The organism is Mesoterricola sp. MK458 (assembly GCF_055384935.1).
In genome coordinates, this window is the sequence record NZ_AP045075.1 from 3643516 (window position 1) to 3660270 (window position 16755).

Below are 16755 nucleotides of genomic sequence, written 5' to 3' on the forward strand. Positions count from 1 at the left end.
ATCGCTAGGATGGCCCAATGATCAGAGGCAAGAAGCTTGTCGTCGTGATGCCCGCATACAATGCCGCAAAGACCCTCCTGCGGACCCACGAGGAGGTGATGGACCAGGGAATCGTGGACCAGGTGATCCTGGTGGACGATTGCAGCACCGACGACACCGCCGCGCTCGCCCGGACCTTGCCCGACACCATTGTCCATGTGCACGAACGGAACCGGGGGTACGGGGGCAACCAGAAATCCTGCTACCGGCTGGCCCTGGAGCAGGGGGCGGACATCGTGGTGATGATCCACCCGGACTACCAGTACACGCCCCTGCTCCTGCCGGCCATGGCCTCGATCATCGCCAACGGGCTCTACCCCTGCGCCCTGGGCTCCCGCATCCTGGGCGGGCGCGCCATGGGCCAGGGGATGCCGGGCTGGAAGTACGTGGCCAACCGGTTCCTCACCCTGTTCAGCAACGTCCTCATGGGGGCCAAGCTCTCCGAGTACCACACCGGCTACCGCGCCTTCTCGCGGGAGGTGCTCGAGACGCTCGACCTGGAACCGGACAGCGAGGACTTCGTCTTCGACAACCAGATGCTCGCGCAGATCATCTGGCACGGCTTCACCATCGCCGAAGTCACCTGCCCGGCCAAATACTTCGTCGAGGCCTCCTCGATCAACTTCCGGCGCAGTGTCCGGTACGGGTTCGGCTGCCTGGCCACGGCCCTCACGTTCCGGCTGGCCAGGCTGGGCCTCGTGAAATCGCCCCTGTTCCCGGCCGCGCGGTGAGAGGCCGGCTCCAGCCATGGGCGTACCTGGGCCTGGCCGTCCTGGCCTGGATCGTCTTCGGCCAGGTCCGGCATTTCCAGTTCACCAATTTTGACGACCCCACCTACATCTTCGACAACCCCCACACGCTCGCGGGCCTGACCTGGAGCAACGTGCGCTGGGCCTTCACCACCGGCACCATCTCCAACTGGCATCCCGTCACCTGGCTTTCCCACATGGCCGACGTGAGCCTGTTCGGCCTGGACGCCGGCAGGCATCACCTGGTCAATGTGGCCCTGCATCTCGCCAACGGGGCCCTGCTCTTCCGGATCCTGTACGTCCAGACCCGGGAATTCGGGCCCAGCCTCCTGGTGGCGGCGCTCTTCCTGGTGCACCCGGCCCACGTGGAGAGCGTGGCCTGGGTGGCCGAGCGCAAGGACGTCCTCAGCACCTGCCTCGCCCTGCTGACCTTGATGGCCCACCAGGCCCGGATCCTGCGACCCTCCCCCTGGCGCCAGGCCCTGGTCCTGGGCCTCTATGCCCTGGGTCTCATGGCGAAACCGATGCTGGTCACCCTTCCCCTGCTGATGCTCCTGCTGGACTATTGGCCCCTGGGGCGGTTCACCTCCTGGGGCGCCTTCCGGCTCCTGGTTCGGGAGAAGGCGCCGATGTTCGCCCTGGCGCTGCTCAGCGGCGTGGTGACGATGGCGGTGCAACGCGCGGGCGGCGCCATGGCCATCCAGGATCGGGTGGCCCTGGGCATCCGCCTGGGCAACGCCGCGATGAGCTCCGTGCGCTACCTGGGCATGCTGGTCTGGCCGGTCAACCTGGGGCCCTTCTATCCGTTCCGCCCCGAGGCCGTCCAGCCGTGGACCACCGCCCTGTGCGTGGCCGCGGTGGTTCTCGTCACGGTGCTGGCCATCCGGTTCCGGGACCGGGCGCCGTGGCTGCTTGTGGGCTGGCTCTGGTACCTCGTCGCCATCCTTCCCGTCATCGGAATCATCCAGGTGGGCTCCCAGGCCCTGGCGGACCGGTACACCTACGTGCCGTACATCGGCGCCTTCATCATCCTGGCGTGGGGTGGCCGCAGCGTGGCCCGGGTCCTCCGGATCCCGGCCGCGGCCCGGACGGCGGTGCCGGTCTTGGCCGTGGGCCTCCTGACGGTGCAGGCCCGCGCCCAGACGGCCTACTGGCACGACAACATCACCCTCTGGCGCCGGGCCCTCCAGGTCGCCCCGGTGGGCAACCTGGTGGCGGTGAACAATCTGGGCCTGGGCCTTTTCATGGAAAAGCGCCTGGACGAGTCCATTCACGTCTACCGATCGGCCTTGGACCTGGACCCCGCGTCCTACCAGGCCAACTTCGGGATGGGCCTCGCCCTGAACGCCGCGGGGCGGAAGGAGGCGTCCCTCGTTCCGTTCCAGGCGGCGCTGCGGGCCCGGCCCGGGGACACCAGCGCCCTGAAGGCGGTGGCCCGGACCCTCCTCGAACTGGACCGGCTGGAGGAAGCCATCCCCTTCTACGGGCAGCTCATCGACCTGGAGCAGGTCCGCCGTCTCCAGGATCCCGATTCCCGGGGCCCGGTGCAGGTTTCCCAGGAGGCGCGCATGGCCCTGGGTTTCATCCTGCGCCAGCTGGGCCGGGAAGGGGAAGGCGCGGGCTTCTTTGCGGCCGCCTGGAGGGCGGATCCCAGGGATCAGGCGGCCGGGCTGAACCTGGCCATCTCCCTTTCGGCCCTGGGGCGCGGCAGGGAGGCCCTGGAGGTGCTCCGCCGCTGCGTGGCCGTGAACCCCCGCCAGCCCCTCCCGCAGTTCCACCTGGGCCTGGAGCTGGAACGGATGGGGGATCGCCGGGGAGCGGAGGCGGCGTTCAGGAGGGTGGTGGAACTGCAGCCTGGGAACGCGGAGGCGCGGCGAAGGCTCCTGAGCCTGCAAGGGCGGCCTTGATCTCGGCCTTGGCCGTGGCGTAGTCGGACTCCGGAATGCGGGTCGCGGCCTTGAGGGCGAGGCCGTCATACTCGTACCGGAGGGCGCCCCCGCCCTTGAGGGGCTTGATCACCGTCATCTTCTCGCCTTCGCCCCAGGCCACGGTCACTTCCTCCGCCCGGGTATCGGCGGGGGAATCGTCCGCCACGAACCAGATGCCGCCCTTGCCGATGGCGGTGCGGCCCACCAGGCTCGACACGGTCATTTCCCGGAAGAGCCCCGGCGGATCCGCCGTGAACAGGTCCATGCTCATGGTCTGGTAGCGCATGGGCGCGCGTGGGTAGGCCCGTTCCAGGGCCTGGCGGTCCAGGCCGCCGTCGCTGGCCAGGGCCGCGGCCACGCCGTCCCGGATGGACAGGACGCTGATGGTGGCTTGCACCGGCGGAGCCCCGGGCTTGGCCTCGAAGCCCGGCCCGTCCACCTTGAGCATGATCCGGGCCTCCCAGGGGTCCAGGTTATAGCCGTGAACGCCGCTGAGGCGGACCTTGTCGGTCACGTGGTGGAAGCGCTCCCCGTGATCGGAGAACAGCACGCGGGTGGCGCCCCGGTACTGCGGGTCCTGGTCCAGGCCGTTCCAGATGGGCTCCCAGGCCCGGAGGATGGACTTCATGCGGATGGTGTAGGAAAGGAAGGGGTCCCTGCGGGTGTCGTAGGTGGCCACCCGCGCAGGGGTCACCTGCTGGCGCGCGTAGTAGGGCTCCAGGGTGCCCGGCGCCAGGGTCCACCACCGGGGGATCTCCTTGAGCTCCTCCCGGTCCAGGAAGATGGGCACGTGGGCCAGGCAGGAGTGGAACATCACGAGCTTGGAACCGCGCCCCAGGCGCAGGGCCTCCTTCAGTCCGGCGTCCAGGGGCGCCCAGGGATTGGTGGTCGGGAAGGCCCGGCCCCAGTTCTCCCACGCGGCGAACAGCGGGAAGCTGGCGCTCATGTTGGAGTTCACGAAATTCTCCCAGCCTGCCGCGGGCATGAGGACGTCGTCGAAGTTGGCGACCTTGCCGGCGAGGCCGATGGTGCCCCCATCGTCGATGTAGAAGCGGGGTTTCCAGCCCTTCGCATGGGCCTGGTCGATGATGGGCAGGGGCGTCTTGCCGACCAGTTCGTCCAGGGTGGGCGGAGCGTGGCCGATGGTGTACATGAGCGGGTCGCCGCCCCAGAGGATGTGCCAGAGCAGGCGCGTGGCGGGGATCACCGTGTAGGCGCGGGGATAGGCGGTGCCCTTCCAGGTGGCGGTGGCCTCCTGGCCCACGTCGCCCCGCAGGCCGTCCAGGCCGACGATGAGGACCTTGGCGGGGTCGCTGCCGCCTTTGGCCTGGGTGAGAAGCCTCGGAAGGTGGGCGGGGGCCAGGGGAAGGATGGACCAGGCGGCGAACCAGGCCCCCGCCAGGAGGGCGCCGCGCAGCCAGCCCAGGGCCTGCCGGCGGATCCAGAGAACCGGGAACACCAGGGTCAAAGCGAGCAGCAGGGGGAACAACAGGAAGAAGGGAAGGGCCCTCAGCCCCGGCAGGAGCCAGAGGGTGGTGGGGACCTGCCACCAAAGCAGCAGGTGAACCCCCAGGAGGGCCGAAAGGGTGAGGAGGAACCCCTCCCGGGCCGACCAGTCGTGGGAGAACCGGGGCCGGAACGCGGAAGCAAGGGCCAGGGTGAAACCCCACAGGATCATGCCGGCGAGCATGTAGAAGGGAATCAGCAAGGTGAACGCGAAGCCCGCGGCAAAGTTCCGGATCGGGGCGGCGCCGAACCCCGTGACCAGGAGCACGCTGAGGCCCGCTTCCGCGGTCTTCAGGCGGAGAAGGAATACCAGCGCCAACCCCAGGGCCCAAAGGGCCCCTGCCAGCAAGGGTGCCGCCCATCTGCCCAGCCTACCCGCCATTCCAAAACTCCCCTAGACATGCCAAGAGGGAGTCAAGGACCCCCTCTTGGCGTTTTTGAACAAGATGAATGCTACTCGATGGCGGAAACCTTGGCGACGTGGTTGGACGCCTGGATCAGGCCATTGATGGTGACGACGCCACCGAGCCAGCCGGGGTTGGCGGAGGTGGGGAACTGGATGCGGAAGGCCGCCTGGCCGGTGGTGGGAGCGACGCCCTTGAGGGCGGCGATGGCGAGGGACTGGGTGGTGTCCATGGCGAGGGTCTGCATGTCCGTCGCGAAGGCCGGAGCGGTGCCGTCCCAGGGGTTCTTGTCGCTGCCACCGGTCTGCTTGATGTAGTTCTGGAGGCTGGTGACGATGTCGGTGGAGGACAGGCCCTGCTCCCGGAACTTGTCGTACTGGCCGATGAGATCGCCGACGCGGCCTTCCATGTTGGAGATGGCCGTCTTGTCACGGGCACGGGCGCGCTGGCTGAGCAGAGCCGGGATGGCGATCGCGCTGATGATGCCAATGATGGCAAGCACCAGGAGCAACTCGATGAGCGTGAAGCCGGACTGTTTCTTCATGAGATCTCCTTCGGTGAGATGGACCCCTATGGAAGCAACTCCAATGCCATCATGGGGAGGGGTGGACTTGGTTTCGGCTACCAGGATAATCTCTGTGGATGCTATTAGGAAGTGGTGAAAAAAAAATGTTTGATGGCCTTTTCGGCCAGCGGGCTTGCCGCAGGGCGTCGGCCTCGTTGACGCGGGACGTCACCTTTTTTCGGGGCTGGCATGGCCCCGAACGTCGCTTGAAACGGGGGGCCGGTGGGACGGTGGGACCTCGCCCCGCCCCAGGGAAGGCGAGCGGGCCGGAGGCACCGGTCCCGGAAGCCCGATCCCGGCCTCGGGTTCCCCCTTCGCACAGGTGTTATTAATGATTCCGAAGCTTTCCGGCCACGACTTGGGCGAACCCCGTTCGATGCGGGTGCTCTGGGCCGTGGCGGCGCTGCTGATCGGGCTGATGGTCCTGTGCGAGGCCCTGGCGGTGCCGGGACGCTATTTCGTGAACGACGATTATCAGATCCTCTATACAGCCTGGCTGCAGCACCTGGGGCAGGTCGCCCCGCGGGATTTCGGGATCCAGAGCTATCACGTGCTTCCGGACCTCATCCGACCCTTTTTCAATTATTTCGGGCCTACCCTCGGCGTCGCGTTCGGCGTGCGCGCCGTGCTCGTCCTCCTCGCGGCCCTGGTGCCGGTCCTGGCGGCCGCCCTTGCATCCAGGTGCTTTCCGGGGCCCGCCGCGCCCTTCGCGGCCGTGGCCTCCATGGCGTCCTGGGCCTTCCTGGAGCGGTGCCTGGATATCCGGCCGGACCTGCTTTCCTGCGTCCTCTGGCTCGCCCTGCTCTGGCTCGCGGCCGGTTCCGGCCCGGGCCGGTGGCGCCATTGGGTCGTGGGGTGCGTCCTGGGGATCGCCCTCGTGCTGCGGATCAAGGCGGTAATCCTGCTGCCGGGCGTGGCCCTGCTCCTTGCCCGGAGCGGGTGGTCCGGCGAGGGAACCCCGTTCGACTGGAGGGGCTACCTGTCCACACTCGGGCGGGTGGCCGGGGGTTGCCTCGCCATCGCCGCGCTGTTCGCAGGCTACCTGGCCCTGACGCACACCCTTCCCTATTTCATCGAGGGGAACCGCCTCCTGGGCCAGATCGCCCATCAGTCGGGCCAGGATGGATCCATCAAGGGCCAGGCCTTCTCCCATTTCCTTGCCCATGACCCGCTGCTCTGCGCGTTGGGGGTCCTGGGCATTGCGGGGTGCTTTTCCTGGCGCGGGGAAAGGGGCCGGGAAACCCTCCTGGTGGTACTGGGGGTCCTGGCCACCGGCGTCCTCTTCGTCGCCCTCAACCCGGCCTTCTATTCGTACAACTTCGTGATCCTGGTGCCCATCGCCGCGCCCTTCGTGGGGGCTGGCTGCATTCATGCACTGGGATTCATCAAGCCCAGGGGGTGGCGGTTCGCCGCGGCGGTGGGGCTGCTGGCGGCCATGCCGGCCCTGCACGGGCCCCTTCTCCATCGCCTGGCCACCCGCGCCACGAACGGCCATCAGCGGGTCCTCGCCGCTGCGCTCGCCTCCACCCGCCCCGATACGCACGTGTTCGCCCTGGAAGGCATCGGGCTCTTCCGCCCCTCGATCTACAACTGGCGCCTTTCGGCGATCTCCATGCCGCTCTACAACGCCGGGCGGATCGACCTGCAGGGCCAACTCCGCAAGGCCGTGCCGGAGGTCATCATCGCCAGCTACCGGATCCCCGGATGGCTGAACCAGGCGGACCGCGGCTGGCTCTCCCAGCGGTACTACCAGGTGGCCCCGGATCTGGCCGTCCTGGCCGCCGGGGTGGATGGGACGCGGGTGAAGCAGGTTCTCCAGGTGGGCCGGGACCAGATGTTCCAGGTCGCAGGGGGTCCCTGCCGGGTGGACGGGCACCTCCGGGCCGCCGGGGAGGCCTTTCCGCTGGCCTCCGGCAGCCACGAAATCGACCTGGTGGAGGCGCCCAGTCTGGTGTATTTCCTCATGCCCAAGCTCGAAGCCCTGGGGGGTGCGAACCTTCCGTATCTGATATCCCCGGAATCGAGCCTCTACGAAGACGGCCTATGGTGAGGATCCGGATCACCGCCGACGATTATGGCCTCGATCCGGGCGTGAACGCGGGCATCGAGGCCCTGGCCGCGGCCGGGCAGGTGGATGCGGTGAGCCTGATGCCCCATGCGGGGGCCCTGCTGGGATCCTGGACCCGGCTCCAGGCGCCGGGGGTCACCCTGGGGGCCCACCTCGTCTTCGTGGAGGAGGCCCCCCTGGGCCAGGATCCGGCCCTGGCTCCCCTTCTTACCGGGGGGCGATTCCCCGGCAGCTACCGGTCCTTGCTGGGCGTCCTGGCGCTCCATCCGTCCCTGGCCGAACCCCTGGCCCGGGAAGGAGCCCTGCAGATCGACCGGCTTCTGGATCTGGGGGTGCCCGTGGCGTTCGTGAACAGCCACCAGCACGTGCACCTTTTCCCGGTGCTGTGGCGCGCCCTCCGGCAGGTCTTCGAGGCCCGGGGGCTTGAGGTGCGGGCCATCTCGAGGATCCTGCCCGGGCCGGCCAAGCAGGTGCTGGTCGACGCGGTTTCCACCCTGTCGCTGAAGGGCTGGCCCCTGGACCGATGCCGTGGGGTCCGCCCGGTGGGGATCGAATCCGCGGGCCGCATGACGGCCGAGGCCGCGGCGAGGGCCGCCCGGCGCGCCAGGCCGGCCCTGGCCCGGGGGGAACAGGTGGAACTGGTCGTCCATCCCGGTTTTGGCAGCGCCGCGCTCAATGCGGGTTATCCGCATTGGGGATATCAATGGCAGACTGAGTGGGATCAGCTTGCTTCCGGAGATATCCGCAGGGCCATGAATGAGGCGCTCAGCGAATGAAACGTAAAAGGGTCTTCATCGTTGCCCCGGTCTTCAACGAAAAGGGCAACATCGTCGAACTCCTCGATCGCATCGAGGAGGCCGTGGCCCCCTTGCAGCACGAGTTCCCCATCCTGCTGGTCAACGATGGCTCGGATGACGAAACGACGGCCCTGCTGGACGAAATGAGCCGCACCCGCCCCCGGGTGGGAGTCCTGCACCTGTCCCGCAATTTCGGCCACCAGGCCGGGCTTTCGGCGGGGATGCAGGAAGCCATGTCCTGCGGCGCCGATGCCGTGATCACCATGGATTCCGACCTGCAGCACCCGCCGCGGATGATTCCCGAGCTGGTGCGGCTGTGGGAGTGCGGCCACGACGTGGTCTATACGATTCGCAACGACGAGGTGCGCACGGGGCCCCTGAAGCGGATGACGGCTTCGCTGTTCTACTGGTGCCTGGACCTCGTATCCGAACGCCCCGTCCCGCGCGGCGCCGCGGATTTCCGCCTCCTGGACCGGGCCCCGCTTGTGGCCTTGACCACGCTGCCCGAGCGCACCCGCTTCCTCCGGGGCCTTACCACATGGATCGGGTACCGGCAGGTGGGGATCCATTACGTCCCCGACGCCCGGTTCTCGGGCACCACGAAGTTCGACCTCAAGAGGATGGTCAACCTGGCGGGGGATGGGCTGGTCTCGATGACCACCTTTCCCCTGAGGGTCGTGATACTGCTGGGACTTGGCGTCTCCCTGGTCTCCCTCGTGTACCTCGTCTACATCATTTTCGCCCACACCTTCACCAACAGGACCCTGCCCGGATGGTCCAGCGTGATGGTTTCCGTGCTGCTCCTGGGCGGCATGACCCTCACGGTTCTCGGGGTGATCGGCCTCTACCTGGCCAAGATTTTCGAAGAGGTGAAGGGAAGGCCGCTTTACCTGGTCCGGCGCCGGAGCGGCTCCCTGGATCCGGACGCGGGGCCCGGGGAGGGCCGGCCATGACCGGCCCCGCCCCCATTCGCACGGGGCTCCGCGCGGGCGGAATGGCCGCCCTTCTCGGCGGCCTCCAGCGGGGACTCCGGGACCTCATCGTTCCCCTTGACCGGGTGGCGGAGGTGGTCCCCGCCCAGGGCCGCGTGCTGGAAGTGGGATGCGGGGAAGGGCTCGTGCTCAAGCGCCTGGTGGCGCGGTCCACCCGGGTGGTGGGCGTCGATATCGACGAGCGGAAAATCCTCGGCGCGCGCCAGCGCTTCGCCGGCCAGCCCCACGTGGAACTCGTGCTGCAGGATGCATTCACCTATCTTTCCGGCACGCCCGACGGTTCCTTTACCACCGCCCTCCTCGTGGACACCCTGAGCGGCTTCGCGCCCGGCGACCAGTTGACCCTCCTCGCGGAGATGTACCGCGTTCTGGAGCCTTCGGGCCTCCTGGTCCTCAAGGCCATCGACGGGGACGTGCGCTGGAAGGCGGCCCTGTCCCGCGCACTTTCGGGGCTGGTCTGCGGGGTGTTCCAGATGTCGTTCTCCGCCGGGCAGAAATTCACCTACATGTCGGCGGACGCCCTCCGGGAGGCCCTGGAAGCCCTGGGAGGCGTCGTGGTCGTTCGCCACCTGCACCGGGAGCGCTTCCATCCCATTCCCCATGTCCTCCTGGTGGCCCGAAAGCCGGCCGTTTCCCGGCCATGACCGGTTCCCCCGGGCCCCACCTGACCCTCTGCGTCCTCAACCTTCGCATGGGAGGGCAGGTCACCAGCCTGACCAGCCTTGCCTCCCGCCTCAGGGCGCGGGGAATGCAGGTGGATTTCGCCCTTCCCGAAGGGGTCGGTTCCCCCGGCAAGGCCGACCTGGACGCATTCGTCCGCTGGCCCTTTTGGCGCCGCCTCCGGTCCATCTGGCGAATGCTCAGGACGCTGCCGGCGCAGGAGGATCGCTTCGTGCATCTCGTCCTGCCGACGCCCGCCTTCTCGTTCCTGGCGCTCTTCATCCCCACGAGGCGGTCCCGGGTGCTGGTGCAGTCCGAAGGGCTCCCCACCTCCTTCGACGCCGAGCACCGCAAGGATCTCCGGGACGACCCGGCCTTCATGCTCCCTCGCCTCATTCTCAATCACGGGTTCTGGGTGGTCTGGGCGCGCAGGTTCCGGCTGGCCCACCTGGTCACCGCCCCTCCCTACGCAGCGTGGTTGAGGCGGCACGGCTTCGAGGATGTGACGGCCATCGGGAACTTTGCGGAGCCGGAGCCGGAGCCGGAGCCCGAGTCCCCGGAGCCCCTGCACCCGTTCGGGGAGTCGGCGACCGTTCTGGCCTTCATCGGGCATGCCCACCGGGTCAAGGGGCTCGAGGACCTGATCGAAGCGTTCGCGCAGGCCCACCCGGGACGCCCGGACCTCGCCCTCGTCATCGCGCTTTCGTCCGATGGGGATGCGAACCGGATCCGGGCACGGGTCCAGGCCCTGGAGGCGTCCGCCCGGAGCCGGGTCTTCCTGACGGGGCTCGTGCCCGTGCAGCGCATGCTCAGGGCGATCGACGCCCTCGTCCTTCCCTACAGGAGTCTGGCCTCCACGACCCTGTACCCCAGCCTCATCCTGGAGGCGGACCAGGCCCATTGTCCGCTCGTGGTTTCGCGCCTGCCCTACCTGGAGACGCTTCTTCCCGCGGAGGGTCCCGGCCTGGATTGGGTGCCGCCGCGGGATCCGGCGGCCCTGGCCCGGGTCATCCGCCACCTGCCCCGGCGCCGGAACCGCCCCATGCCTTCAAGCCTCCTGGACCTGCCGGATGCCGAGGCGCGCGTGGATCTCCTGATCCAGACCTACCAGCGGCTCTGCCGCCGCCCCTATTGACGACGCCAGCCGAGGAGCCTGTGGACAAGCGAACGTATTACCAGCAGCAGGAGGTGGTGGAGAACTACGATTCCTGGCGGTTCGGTTCGCCCGGGGGGCAGTACGTCGATGCCCGGGAGAAGGCGGCCCTTCTGGACCTGCTGGGACCCCTGGACCGCGGCGCCCGGGTCCTGGACATGCCGTGCGGCACGGGCAGGTTGCTCCGTGCCTTGGCTTCAGCCGGGTTCACCTCCGTCGTGGGGGCGGATGCCTCGCCGGCCATGCTCAGGCATGCCAGGCTCGCCGCTCCCGCCTTCCAGGCGGTGGAGACCGACGCATTCGCCACCCAATTCGAAAGCGGCTCCTTCCAGGCGGTCTGCAGCCTCCGGTTCCTTTTCCACGTGGAGCAGGCCCCCGCCTACTTCGCCGAGGTTGCGCGGATCCTCAAGCCCGGCGGACTTTTCGTTTTCGACACCCTCCTCTGGACGCCCCGCGGGATTCTTCCGGCAATCGACCGGAAGCTGGGCGGCCGCCTTTTCTGCTATTCCGAGGCCAAGGTCGGAGAGATGCTGCGGTCCCAAGGGTTGAGGGTCCAGAAGACCACCCGGGTCCTGGCCCTGCCGAGCCTGGTGTACCGCTTCCTTCCGGCGTTCCTGCTCCGGCCCGTCGGATGGTTCGACCGGAATGCCTGGGGGCCGCTCTTCACGAAGGCGTTTGTCCTGGCCGTGAAGGATGGGCGCCCTGGAGATCCGGAAGGCACAGCACCACCAGGCCCAGGAGCGCCGGCGCCAGGCGCTGCAGGTGCAGAAGGCAGCTGAAGCCCAGCATCGGGCCGGGCGGAATGCCGAGGCCTTTGCCCACCAGGAGGAGGATCCCCTCCTGCAGTCCCAGGCCAGCCAGGCTCACCGGCAGGGCCATGGCCATGAAGAGCAGGCCCAGGCAGCCGGCGGCCTGGTCGAGGGGCATGGGAATGGAAAAGGCCTTGGCGCCAAACCGGAAGGAAAGCATACAAACCAGAAGGGTTCCGGCCGATGCCAGGGCGAGCCCGACCCAGGGCCACGGTGAGAAGGGCCTTGGCTGGACCTTGCCGAGCCGCGCCGACACCCAGGGCAGAGCCAGGGTGGCCACCCCCAGGAGGCTTGCGCCGGCGAACCAGAGCTGGGGCGAAGCCAAGGCGCCGGGCAGAAGGCTGGAACTGGCGCCCCGGAAGACCGGAGCGCGCAGGGCCCAGACCAGGGCGAAAATCCAGAACACCAATCCGGTCATGCGGACCACCAGGACCAGGAAGGCACAGCTGCCATGGCTCCAGCCCTGCCGGCGCAACTTCCACCAGAGGTACCCCTCCTGCCCGATCCCCGCCGGGAGGAGGTAGAAAAAGGCCCTGCTTTCCAGGGAAACGGTGAACCACCGAACGAGGGTCGGCTGGGTTTCCATGGGCAGCCGGCCCGCCACCGCCAGGCGCAGCGGCTCGAAAATCATCAGGCCCACCATGAACGTCAGGATGCTGAGGGAGGCCCAGGGCAGGTTCGCCGTGGCGAGGGCGTCCCGGATCGAGGCCAGGGTGACGTTCCGCAGGGCCAGCCAGCACAGGAGGCCGCTGAAGAGGGCCTTGCCCAACCAGAAGGCCCAGGCCCTGGGGGTGGGGCGGAACAGCGATGTCTGTGTCGATTTCACGCGCACGCTCCGACCGGGAAGGCACTCCTCTTCAGTGAAGCGCAGCCGGCTCCGGGAGGGAAGCGGCAAAGCTCAGGACAACTCCTCCAGCAGCCGCGAGGCCTTGCTGTCCTTGGGATCCAGCGCCAGCGCGGCCCGGGCCGCGGCCTTGGCCTCGGGGATGCGGCCCAGGGCCTTGAGGATCTGCCCGCGCCTCCAGTGGGCCGTGCCGTAGCCGCCGGAGCCGCCCTCCAGGGGCTCCTTCAGCACCTGGTCCAGGGCGGCGAGCCCCTGGTCCCGGTGCACGCCGCTCCGGGCCGCGATCTTGCCCAGCTGGAGCCGGATGAGGCTGGGAGCGTCGGCGTCCTGGAGGGAGCCGAAGGCCGCGGCCCAGGCCTCCTCGCCCAGGTCGGCGTCGATGAGCGCGTCGCACACCGAGCCCAGGGCGCGGGCGTTGCCCCGGGCGGCGGGCAGCAGCCGCCGGGCCTCCTGGGCCAGGCGCCTTTTCTGTTCGGCCTCGCCCAGGCCCTTCCGGGTCTCCCGGCTGCCCAGGGCGTCCAGGTACGCGTAGATGACCTCGGGGTCCCGGGGGGCTACGGCCAGGGCGGAGCCGAAGGCCCCCTGGGCCTCGGGCCAGCGCCCCTCCATGGAGAGCACGGTGCCCTGCAGCGCGAGGCCCTTGCCGGGGTCCACGCGCTTGAGGGCGTTCGCGCAGTCCAGGGCCTTGCGGGTGGAACCGCCGAGAATGCCGGGGAGCTGCTCGTAGCCCAGCCCCAGGGCCATCCAGGCCGCCACCAGGCCGGGATCGGCCTTCACCGCGGACCGGAGGTCGTCCATGGCTCCCGAGACGCCCCGGAGGCTGCCCAGGTTCTTCTGGCGCACGGCGGTGCCGGCCCGCGCCAGGGCCCGGGCCAGGAGCGCATCGGCCAGGGCCGGCTGGGCCTCCACGGCCCGGGTGGCCGCCGCCAGGGCCTCGGGCAGGCGCACCATGGCCGTCAGGGCCTGGGAGCGTGCCGCCAGGGCCAGGGCGTTGCGCGGCTCGTCCCGGAGGTGGGCGTCGGCCTCCGCCAGGGCCTTCAGGTAGCGGCCCGCGTCCAGGTCGGGCCTGGGGTTGTAGCCCGCGGCCAGGGTGAGGGAGGTCAGGAGGAGCAGGGCCGGTCGGAGTAGCATGGTTGGAGTATAGGCGGCCAGGATGGAACGGTGAGCGCGTTTGGGTTATTTTGAGAGGTTGTCGCAAAAGTTGCCAGGAGGTTCCCGATGATGATGAAGGGCAAACGCGGTCTTGTCGTTGGGGTCGCCAACAAGTGGTCCATCGCCTGGGGCATCGCCCAGAAGCTGCACGCCGAAGGGGCCGAGCTGGCCTACACCTACCAGAACGACCGGCTCGCCAAGAACGTGCGGGAGCTCACCGAGGGGCAGGACCCGATCCTCATCCCCATGGACGTCACCTCCGACAAGCAGATCCTGCTGACCTTTGAGCTGCTCAAGCGGGTCTGGGGCCACCTGGACTTCCTGGTGCACGCCGTGGCCTACGCCCCCCGGGCCGCCCTGGAGGGCCAGTTCGTCGCCACCTCCCGGGAGGACTTCCGCATCGCCCACGACATCAGCGCCTATTCCCTGGCCGCCCTCTGCCAGAGCGCCCTGCCCCTCATGTCCGAGGGCGGGTCGGTGGTGGCCCTGTCCTACCTGGGCGGGACCCGGGTGGTGCCCAACTACAACGTCATGGGCGTCGCCAAGGCCTCCCTGGAGGCCAGCGTGCGCTACCTGGCCGCGGACCTGGGGCCCCAGGGCATCCGGGTGAACGCCATCTCCGCCGGTCCCATCAAGACCCTCGCCGCCTCCGGCATCTCGGGCTTCGGCGGCATGCAGCGCCACCACCGCGGCCGCGCGCCGCTGCGCAGGGACACCACCCAGGAGGAGGTGGCCGACGCCTCGGTCTTCATGCTGAGCGACATGGCCCGGGGCATCACGGGCCAGGTGCTCTACGTGGACGGCGGCTTCTCCATCATGGGCGACTGAGTTCGGCCAGCTTGGCGAGCACGGCCTCCACATGCCCCTTCACGCTGACCTTCGGCCACACGTGGCGCACGACGCCCGTGGGATCCACCAGGAACGTGGAGCGGATGATCCCTTCCATCTCCTTGCCGTACATCACCTTCCGGCCGAAGGCCCCCAGCGGGGCCAGGAGGGTCTTGTCGGGGTCCGCCAGGAGCGGGAAGGGCAGGGCCTGCTTGGCCACGAACTTCTGGTGGGAGGCCACGGAGTCCCGGGAGATGCCGTACACCTGGGCGCCGGCGGCCTGGACCCGGGCCCAGTTGTCGCGGAAGTCGCAGGCCTCGGTGGTGCAGCCGGGGGTGGCGTCCTTGGGGTAGGCGTAGATCACTGTCCAGCGCCCCGCGAGGGTGGCCGGGGTGACCGTGGCGCCTCGGTCGTCCTCGAGGGAGAAGGGGGGCAGGGGATTGCCGGTCTGGATCATGGGGCCTCCACGCTGGGCAGAGTACACTGGTTGATGGAGGAATCGTGGGATCGACTTTGACCGGACGCGCCCCCTGGTGGTGGAAGCTGGTGGCCCCCCACCGCAGGATCCTGTTCCTGGGCCTGTCGGCCTCGGTGCTGTGCAGCCTGGCCGCGGCCTGGGTCCCCTTCTGGTCGGGCCGGGCCGTGCACGCTCTGGAGCTGCGCCAGTGGAACGCCAGCCGCAGGGACCTCCTCTGGATGCTGGGATTCACCCTCTTCGCGGGCCTGGGGCGCTACCTCATGCGCAACACCCTGATCGGCCTGAGCCGGGAGGTGGAGAAGCGCCAGCGGGAGGAGCTCTACGACTCCCTCCTGGCGCGGCCCTTCTCCTTCTACGAGCAGAGCCGGATCGGGGACCTCATGAGCCGCATGGGCGACGACGTGAACACCGTCCGCATGGCCACGGGCCCGGGCCTCATGAGCCTCCTGCAGACCGCCAGCCTCCTGCCCATGACCCTCTTCCTCATGCTCCACGCCAGTCCGCGCCTAGCCATGGCGGTGATCATGCCCTTCACGCTCCTGGCCGCGGGCTTCTACCTCATCGGGAAATGGAGCCACCGCATCCAGCAGAAGATCCAGGTGGTCACCTCCCAGCTCAACACCTTCAGCCACGAGACCATCTCCGGCGAGAAGGTGGTCCAGGCCTTCGGGCTGGAGGATCTGCGCGTGGCCGAGTTCGAGGAGCTCAGCCGCACCCAGGCCCGCATGAGCATCACCCAGACCATCCTGTTCGGCGCCTACATGCCCCTTTCGGCCTTCACCGCGGGCCTCGCGGCCCTGGTGCTGGTGGCCTACGGCGGCGCCCTGGTGCTGCGCGGCGCCCTGACCCTGGGCGACCTCACCGCGTTCACGGGCTACCTGGCCACCCTGGCCTGGCCCATCATGAGCCTGGGCTGGTCCGCCAACCTCTTCCAGCGGGGCAGGGCCGGCCAGGAGCGCATCGACCAGGTGCTGCGGGATCCCGGCGCCTTCCTGCCGGAGCACGCGCCCCTGACCCTTCTTCCGGGCCCCGCGGCCCTGGAGCTGCGGGGCGCCGCCCACCGCTTCGAATCGGGCCGGGGCATCGGCCCCCTCGACCTGGACCTGCCTCCCGGTTCGCGCCTGGCCGTGGTGGGAGGCATCGGTTCCGGCAAGACCATCCTCCTGCAGGTGCTGGCCGGCCTGAGGGAGATCCAGGAGGGCACCTTGACCCTCGACGGCCGGCCCCTGGACCGGGACCTGCTGCGGGAGCACTGGGCCGGCATCGGCTGGGTGCCCCAGGAGGCCTTCCTCTTCAGCCTGTCCCTGCGGGAGAACCTCGCCCTGGGCCGCCCCGGCGCCTCCGAGGAGGAGCTGTGGGAGGTGGCCAGGGTGGTCTGCCTGGACGACCTCATCCGGCGCCTGCCCATGGGCCTGGACACCGTGGTGGGCGAGCGCGGCGTTGTCCTCTCGGGCGGCGAGCGCCAGCGCACGGCCCTGGCCCGGGCCCTCCTGCGCAAGCCGCGCCTCCTGCTCCTCGACGACGCCCTGAGCGCCGTGGATTCCGAAACCGAGAGCCGGATCCTGGAGAACCTGCGCGCCTTCCTGGTGGACACCACCCTGGTGCTGGCCACCCACCGCGTCTTCGTGGCCGAACTGTGCGACCACGTGCTGGTGCTGGAGGACGGCATCGCCGTCCAGCGCGGCACCGCCCAGGAACTGGCCCAGGAGCCCGGCCACTTCAGCCGCATCAAGCGCCTCCAGAGCCTGGAGCGGGAGATCCTGGGAGAGGCCGCCTCCTGACC

General features: G+C 69.1%; 15 protein-coding genes. 10 read left to right on the top strand and 5 right to left on the bottom strand.

From position 1 onward, the window contains the following. The first annotated feature begins 17 nt into the window (after positions 1-17). Complete coding sequence (locus ACZ5LB_RS15975) at positions 18-770, top strand: glycosyltransferase family 2 protein (protein WP_464603196.1); 753 nt, start codon at positions 18-20, stop codon at positions 768-770. Beyond that, entirely contained in the window at positions 767-2695 is a 1929-nt protein-coding gene (locus tag ACZ5LB_RS15980) for a tetratricopeptide repeat protein (protein WP_464603197.1), read from the top strand. Before ACZ5LB_RS15975 ends, ACZ5LB_RS15980 begins: the two co-directional genes overlap by 4 nt. Here ACZ5LB_RS15980 and ACZ5LB_RS15985 read toward each other — a convergent pair. Continuing rightward, positions 2619-4541, bottom strand: coding sequence for a hypothetical protein (locus ACZ5LB_RS15985; protein ID WP_464603198.1), 1923 nt, complete (start codon positions 4539-4541; stop codon positions 2619-2621). The two genes, ACZ5LB_RS15980 and ACZ5LB_RS15985, sit on opposite strands and share 77 nt — an antisense overlap. 134 nt (positions 4542-4675) lie before the next feature. Next, complete coding sequence (locus ACZ5LB_RS15990) at positions 4676-5170, bottom strand: type II secretion system protein (RefSeq protein ID WP_464603199.1); 495 nt, start codon at positions 5168-5170, stop codon at positions 4676-4678. Between the two features lie 352 nt (positions 5171-5522). Here ACZ5LB_RS15990 and ACZ5LB_RS15995 point away from each other — a divergent pair, with 352 nt between their 5' ends. Genes ACZ5LB_RS15995 through ACZ5LB_RS16020 form a run of 6 tightly spaced genes read left to right on the top strand, consistent with a single transcriptional unit; the run spans position 5523 to position 11640 of the window. After that, complete coding sequence (locus ACZ5LB_RS15995; protein ID WP_464603200.1) at positions 5523-7241, top strand: hypothetical protein; 1719 nt, start codon at positions 5523-5525, stop codon at positions 7239-7241. Continuing rightward, on the top strand, positions 7235-8035 hold the full coding sequence (locus ACZ5LB_RS16000) for a ChbG/HpnK family deacetylase (RefSeq protein ID WP_464603201.1): 801 nt from the start codon (positions 7235-7237) through the stop codon (positions 8033-8035). Before ACZ5LB_RS15995 ends, ACZ5LB_RS16000 begins: the two co-directional genes overlap by 7 nt. After that, complete coding sequence (locus tag ACZ5LB_RS16005) at positions 8032-9009, top strand: glycosyltransferase family 2 protein (protein WP_464603202.1); 978 nt, start codon at positions 8032-8034, stop codon at positions 9007-9009. The genes ACZ5LB_RS16000 and ACZ5LB_RS16005 overlap by 4 nt, the downstream gene beginning before the upstream one ends. Further along, the gene (locus ACZ5LB_RS16010) at positions 9006-9692 is read left to right on the top strand and encodes a class I SAM-dependent methyltransferase (protein WP_464603203.1); all 687 of its coding nucleotides are present in this window, start codon (positions 9006-9008) and stop codon (positions 9690-9692) included. The genes ACZ5LB_RS16005 and ACZ5LB_RS16010 overlap by 4 nt, the downstream gene beginning before the upstream one ends. Then, positions 9689-10843, top strand: coding sequence for a glycosyltransferase family 4 protein (locus ACZ5LB_RS16015; RefSeq protein WP_464603204.1), 1155 nt, complete (start codon positions 9689-9691; stop codon positions 10841-10843). Before ACZ5LB_RS16010 ends, ACZ5LB_RS16015 begins: the two co-directional genes overlap by 4 nt. Positions 10844-10863: 20 nt before the next feature. Continuing rightward, on the top strand, positions 10864-11640 hold the full coding sequence (locus ACZ5LB_RS16020) for a class I SAM-dependent methyltransferase (protein ID WP_464603205.1): 777 nt from the start codon (positions 10864-10866) through the stop codon (positions 11638-11640). On the opposite strand, the gene ACZ5LB_RS16025 is transcribed toward ACZ5LB_RS16020, so the two are convergent. Beyond that, on the bottom strand, positions 11525-12496 hold the full coding sequence (locus tag ACZ5LB_RS16025) for a lysylphosphatidylglycerol synthase domain-containing protein (protein ID WP_464603206.1): 972 nt from the start codon (positions 12494-12496) through the stop codon (positions 11525-11527). The genes ACZ5LB_RS16020 and ACZ5LB_RS16025 overlap by 116 nt on opposite strands. A gap of 72 nt (positions 12497-12568) precedes the next feature. Beyond that, on the bottom strand, positions 12569-13645 hold the full coding sequence (locus tag ACZ5LB_RS16030) for a tetratricopeptide repeat protein (protein ID WP_464603207.1): 1077 nt from the start codon (positions 13643-13645) through the stop codon (positions 12569-12571). 87 nt (positions 13646-13732) lie between these two features. Here ACZ5LB_RS16030 and ACZ5LB_RS16035 point away from each other — a divergent pair, with 87 nt between their 5' ends. Next, entirely contained in the window at positions 13733-14494 is a 762-nt protein-coding gene (locus tag ACZ5LB_RS16035; protein ID WP_464603208.1) for an enoyl-ACP reductase FabI, read from the top strand. On the opposite strand, the gene ACZ5LB_RS16040 is transcribed toward ACZ5LB_RS16035, so the two are convergent. Beyond that, a complete protein-coding gene (locus tag ACZ5LB_RS16040) occupies positions 14481-14951 on the bottom strand; it encodes a peroxiredoxin (protein ID WP_464603209.1) in 471 nt (156 codons plus the stop codon). The genes ACZ5LB_RS16035 and ACZ5LB_RS16040 overlap by 14 nt on opposite strands. 44 nt (positions 14952-14995) lie before the next feature. On the opposite strand from ACZ5LB_RS16040, the gene ACZ5LB_RS16045 reads away from it, so the two are divergent. After that, on the top strand, positions 14996-16753 hold the full coding sequence (locus tag ACZ5LB_RS16045) for an ABC transporter ATP-binding protein (protein WP_464603210.1): 1758 nt from the start codon (positions 14996-14998) through the stop codon (positions 16751-16753). Positions 16754-16755: the final 2 nt, after the last annotated feature.

What these genes read in the sequence shown, in the direction of transcription:
- ACZ5LB_RS15990 (WP_464603199.1), bottom strand. Translation starts at nt 5,170, where the DNA reads ATGAAGAAACAGTCCGGCTTCACGCTCATCGAGTTGCTCCTGGTGCTT.
- ACZ5LB_RS16030 (WP_464603207.1), bottom strand. Translation starts at nt 13,645, where the DNA reads ATGCTACTCCGACCGGCCCTGCTCCTCCTGACCTCCCTCACCCTGGCC.
- ACZ5LB_RS15975 (WP_464603196.1), top strand. Translation starts at nt 18, where the DNA reads ATGATCAGAGGCAAGAAGCTTGTCGTCGTGATGCCCGCATACAATGCC.
- ACZ5LB_RS16005 (WP_464603202.1), top strand. Translation starts at nt 8,032, where the DNA reads ATGAAACGTAAAAGGGTCTTCATCGTTGCCCCGGTCTTCAACGAAAAG.
- ACZ5LB_RS16015 (WP_464603204.1), top strand. Translation starts at nt 9,689, where the DNA reads ATGACCGGTTCCCCCGGGCCCCACCTGACCCTCTGCGTCCTCAACCTT.
- ACZ5LB_RS15995 (WP_464603200.1), top strand. Translation starts at nt 5,523, where the DNA reads ATGATTCCGAAGCTTTCCGGCCACGACTTGGGCGAACCCCGTTCGATG.
- ACZ5LB_RS16035 (WP_464603208.1), top strand. Translation starts at nt 13,733, where the DNA reads ATGATGATGAAGGGCAAACGCGGTCTTGTCGTTGGGGTCGCCAACAAG.
- ACZ5LB_RS16000 (WP_464603201.1), top strand. Translation starts at nt 7,235, where the DNA reads ATGGTGAGGATCCGGATCACCGCCGACGATTATGGCCTCGATCCGGGC.
- ACZ5LB_RS16040 (WP_464603209.1), bottom strand. Translation starts at nt 14,951, where the DNA reads ATGATCCAGACCGGCAATCCCCTGCCCCCCTTCTCCCTCGAGGACGAC.
- ACZ5LB_RS16010 (WP_464603203.1), top strand. Translation starts at nt 9,006, where the DNA reads ATGACCGGCCCCGCCCCCATTCGCACGGGGCTCCGCGCGGGCGGAATG.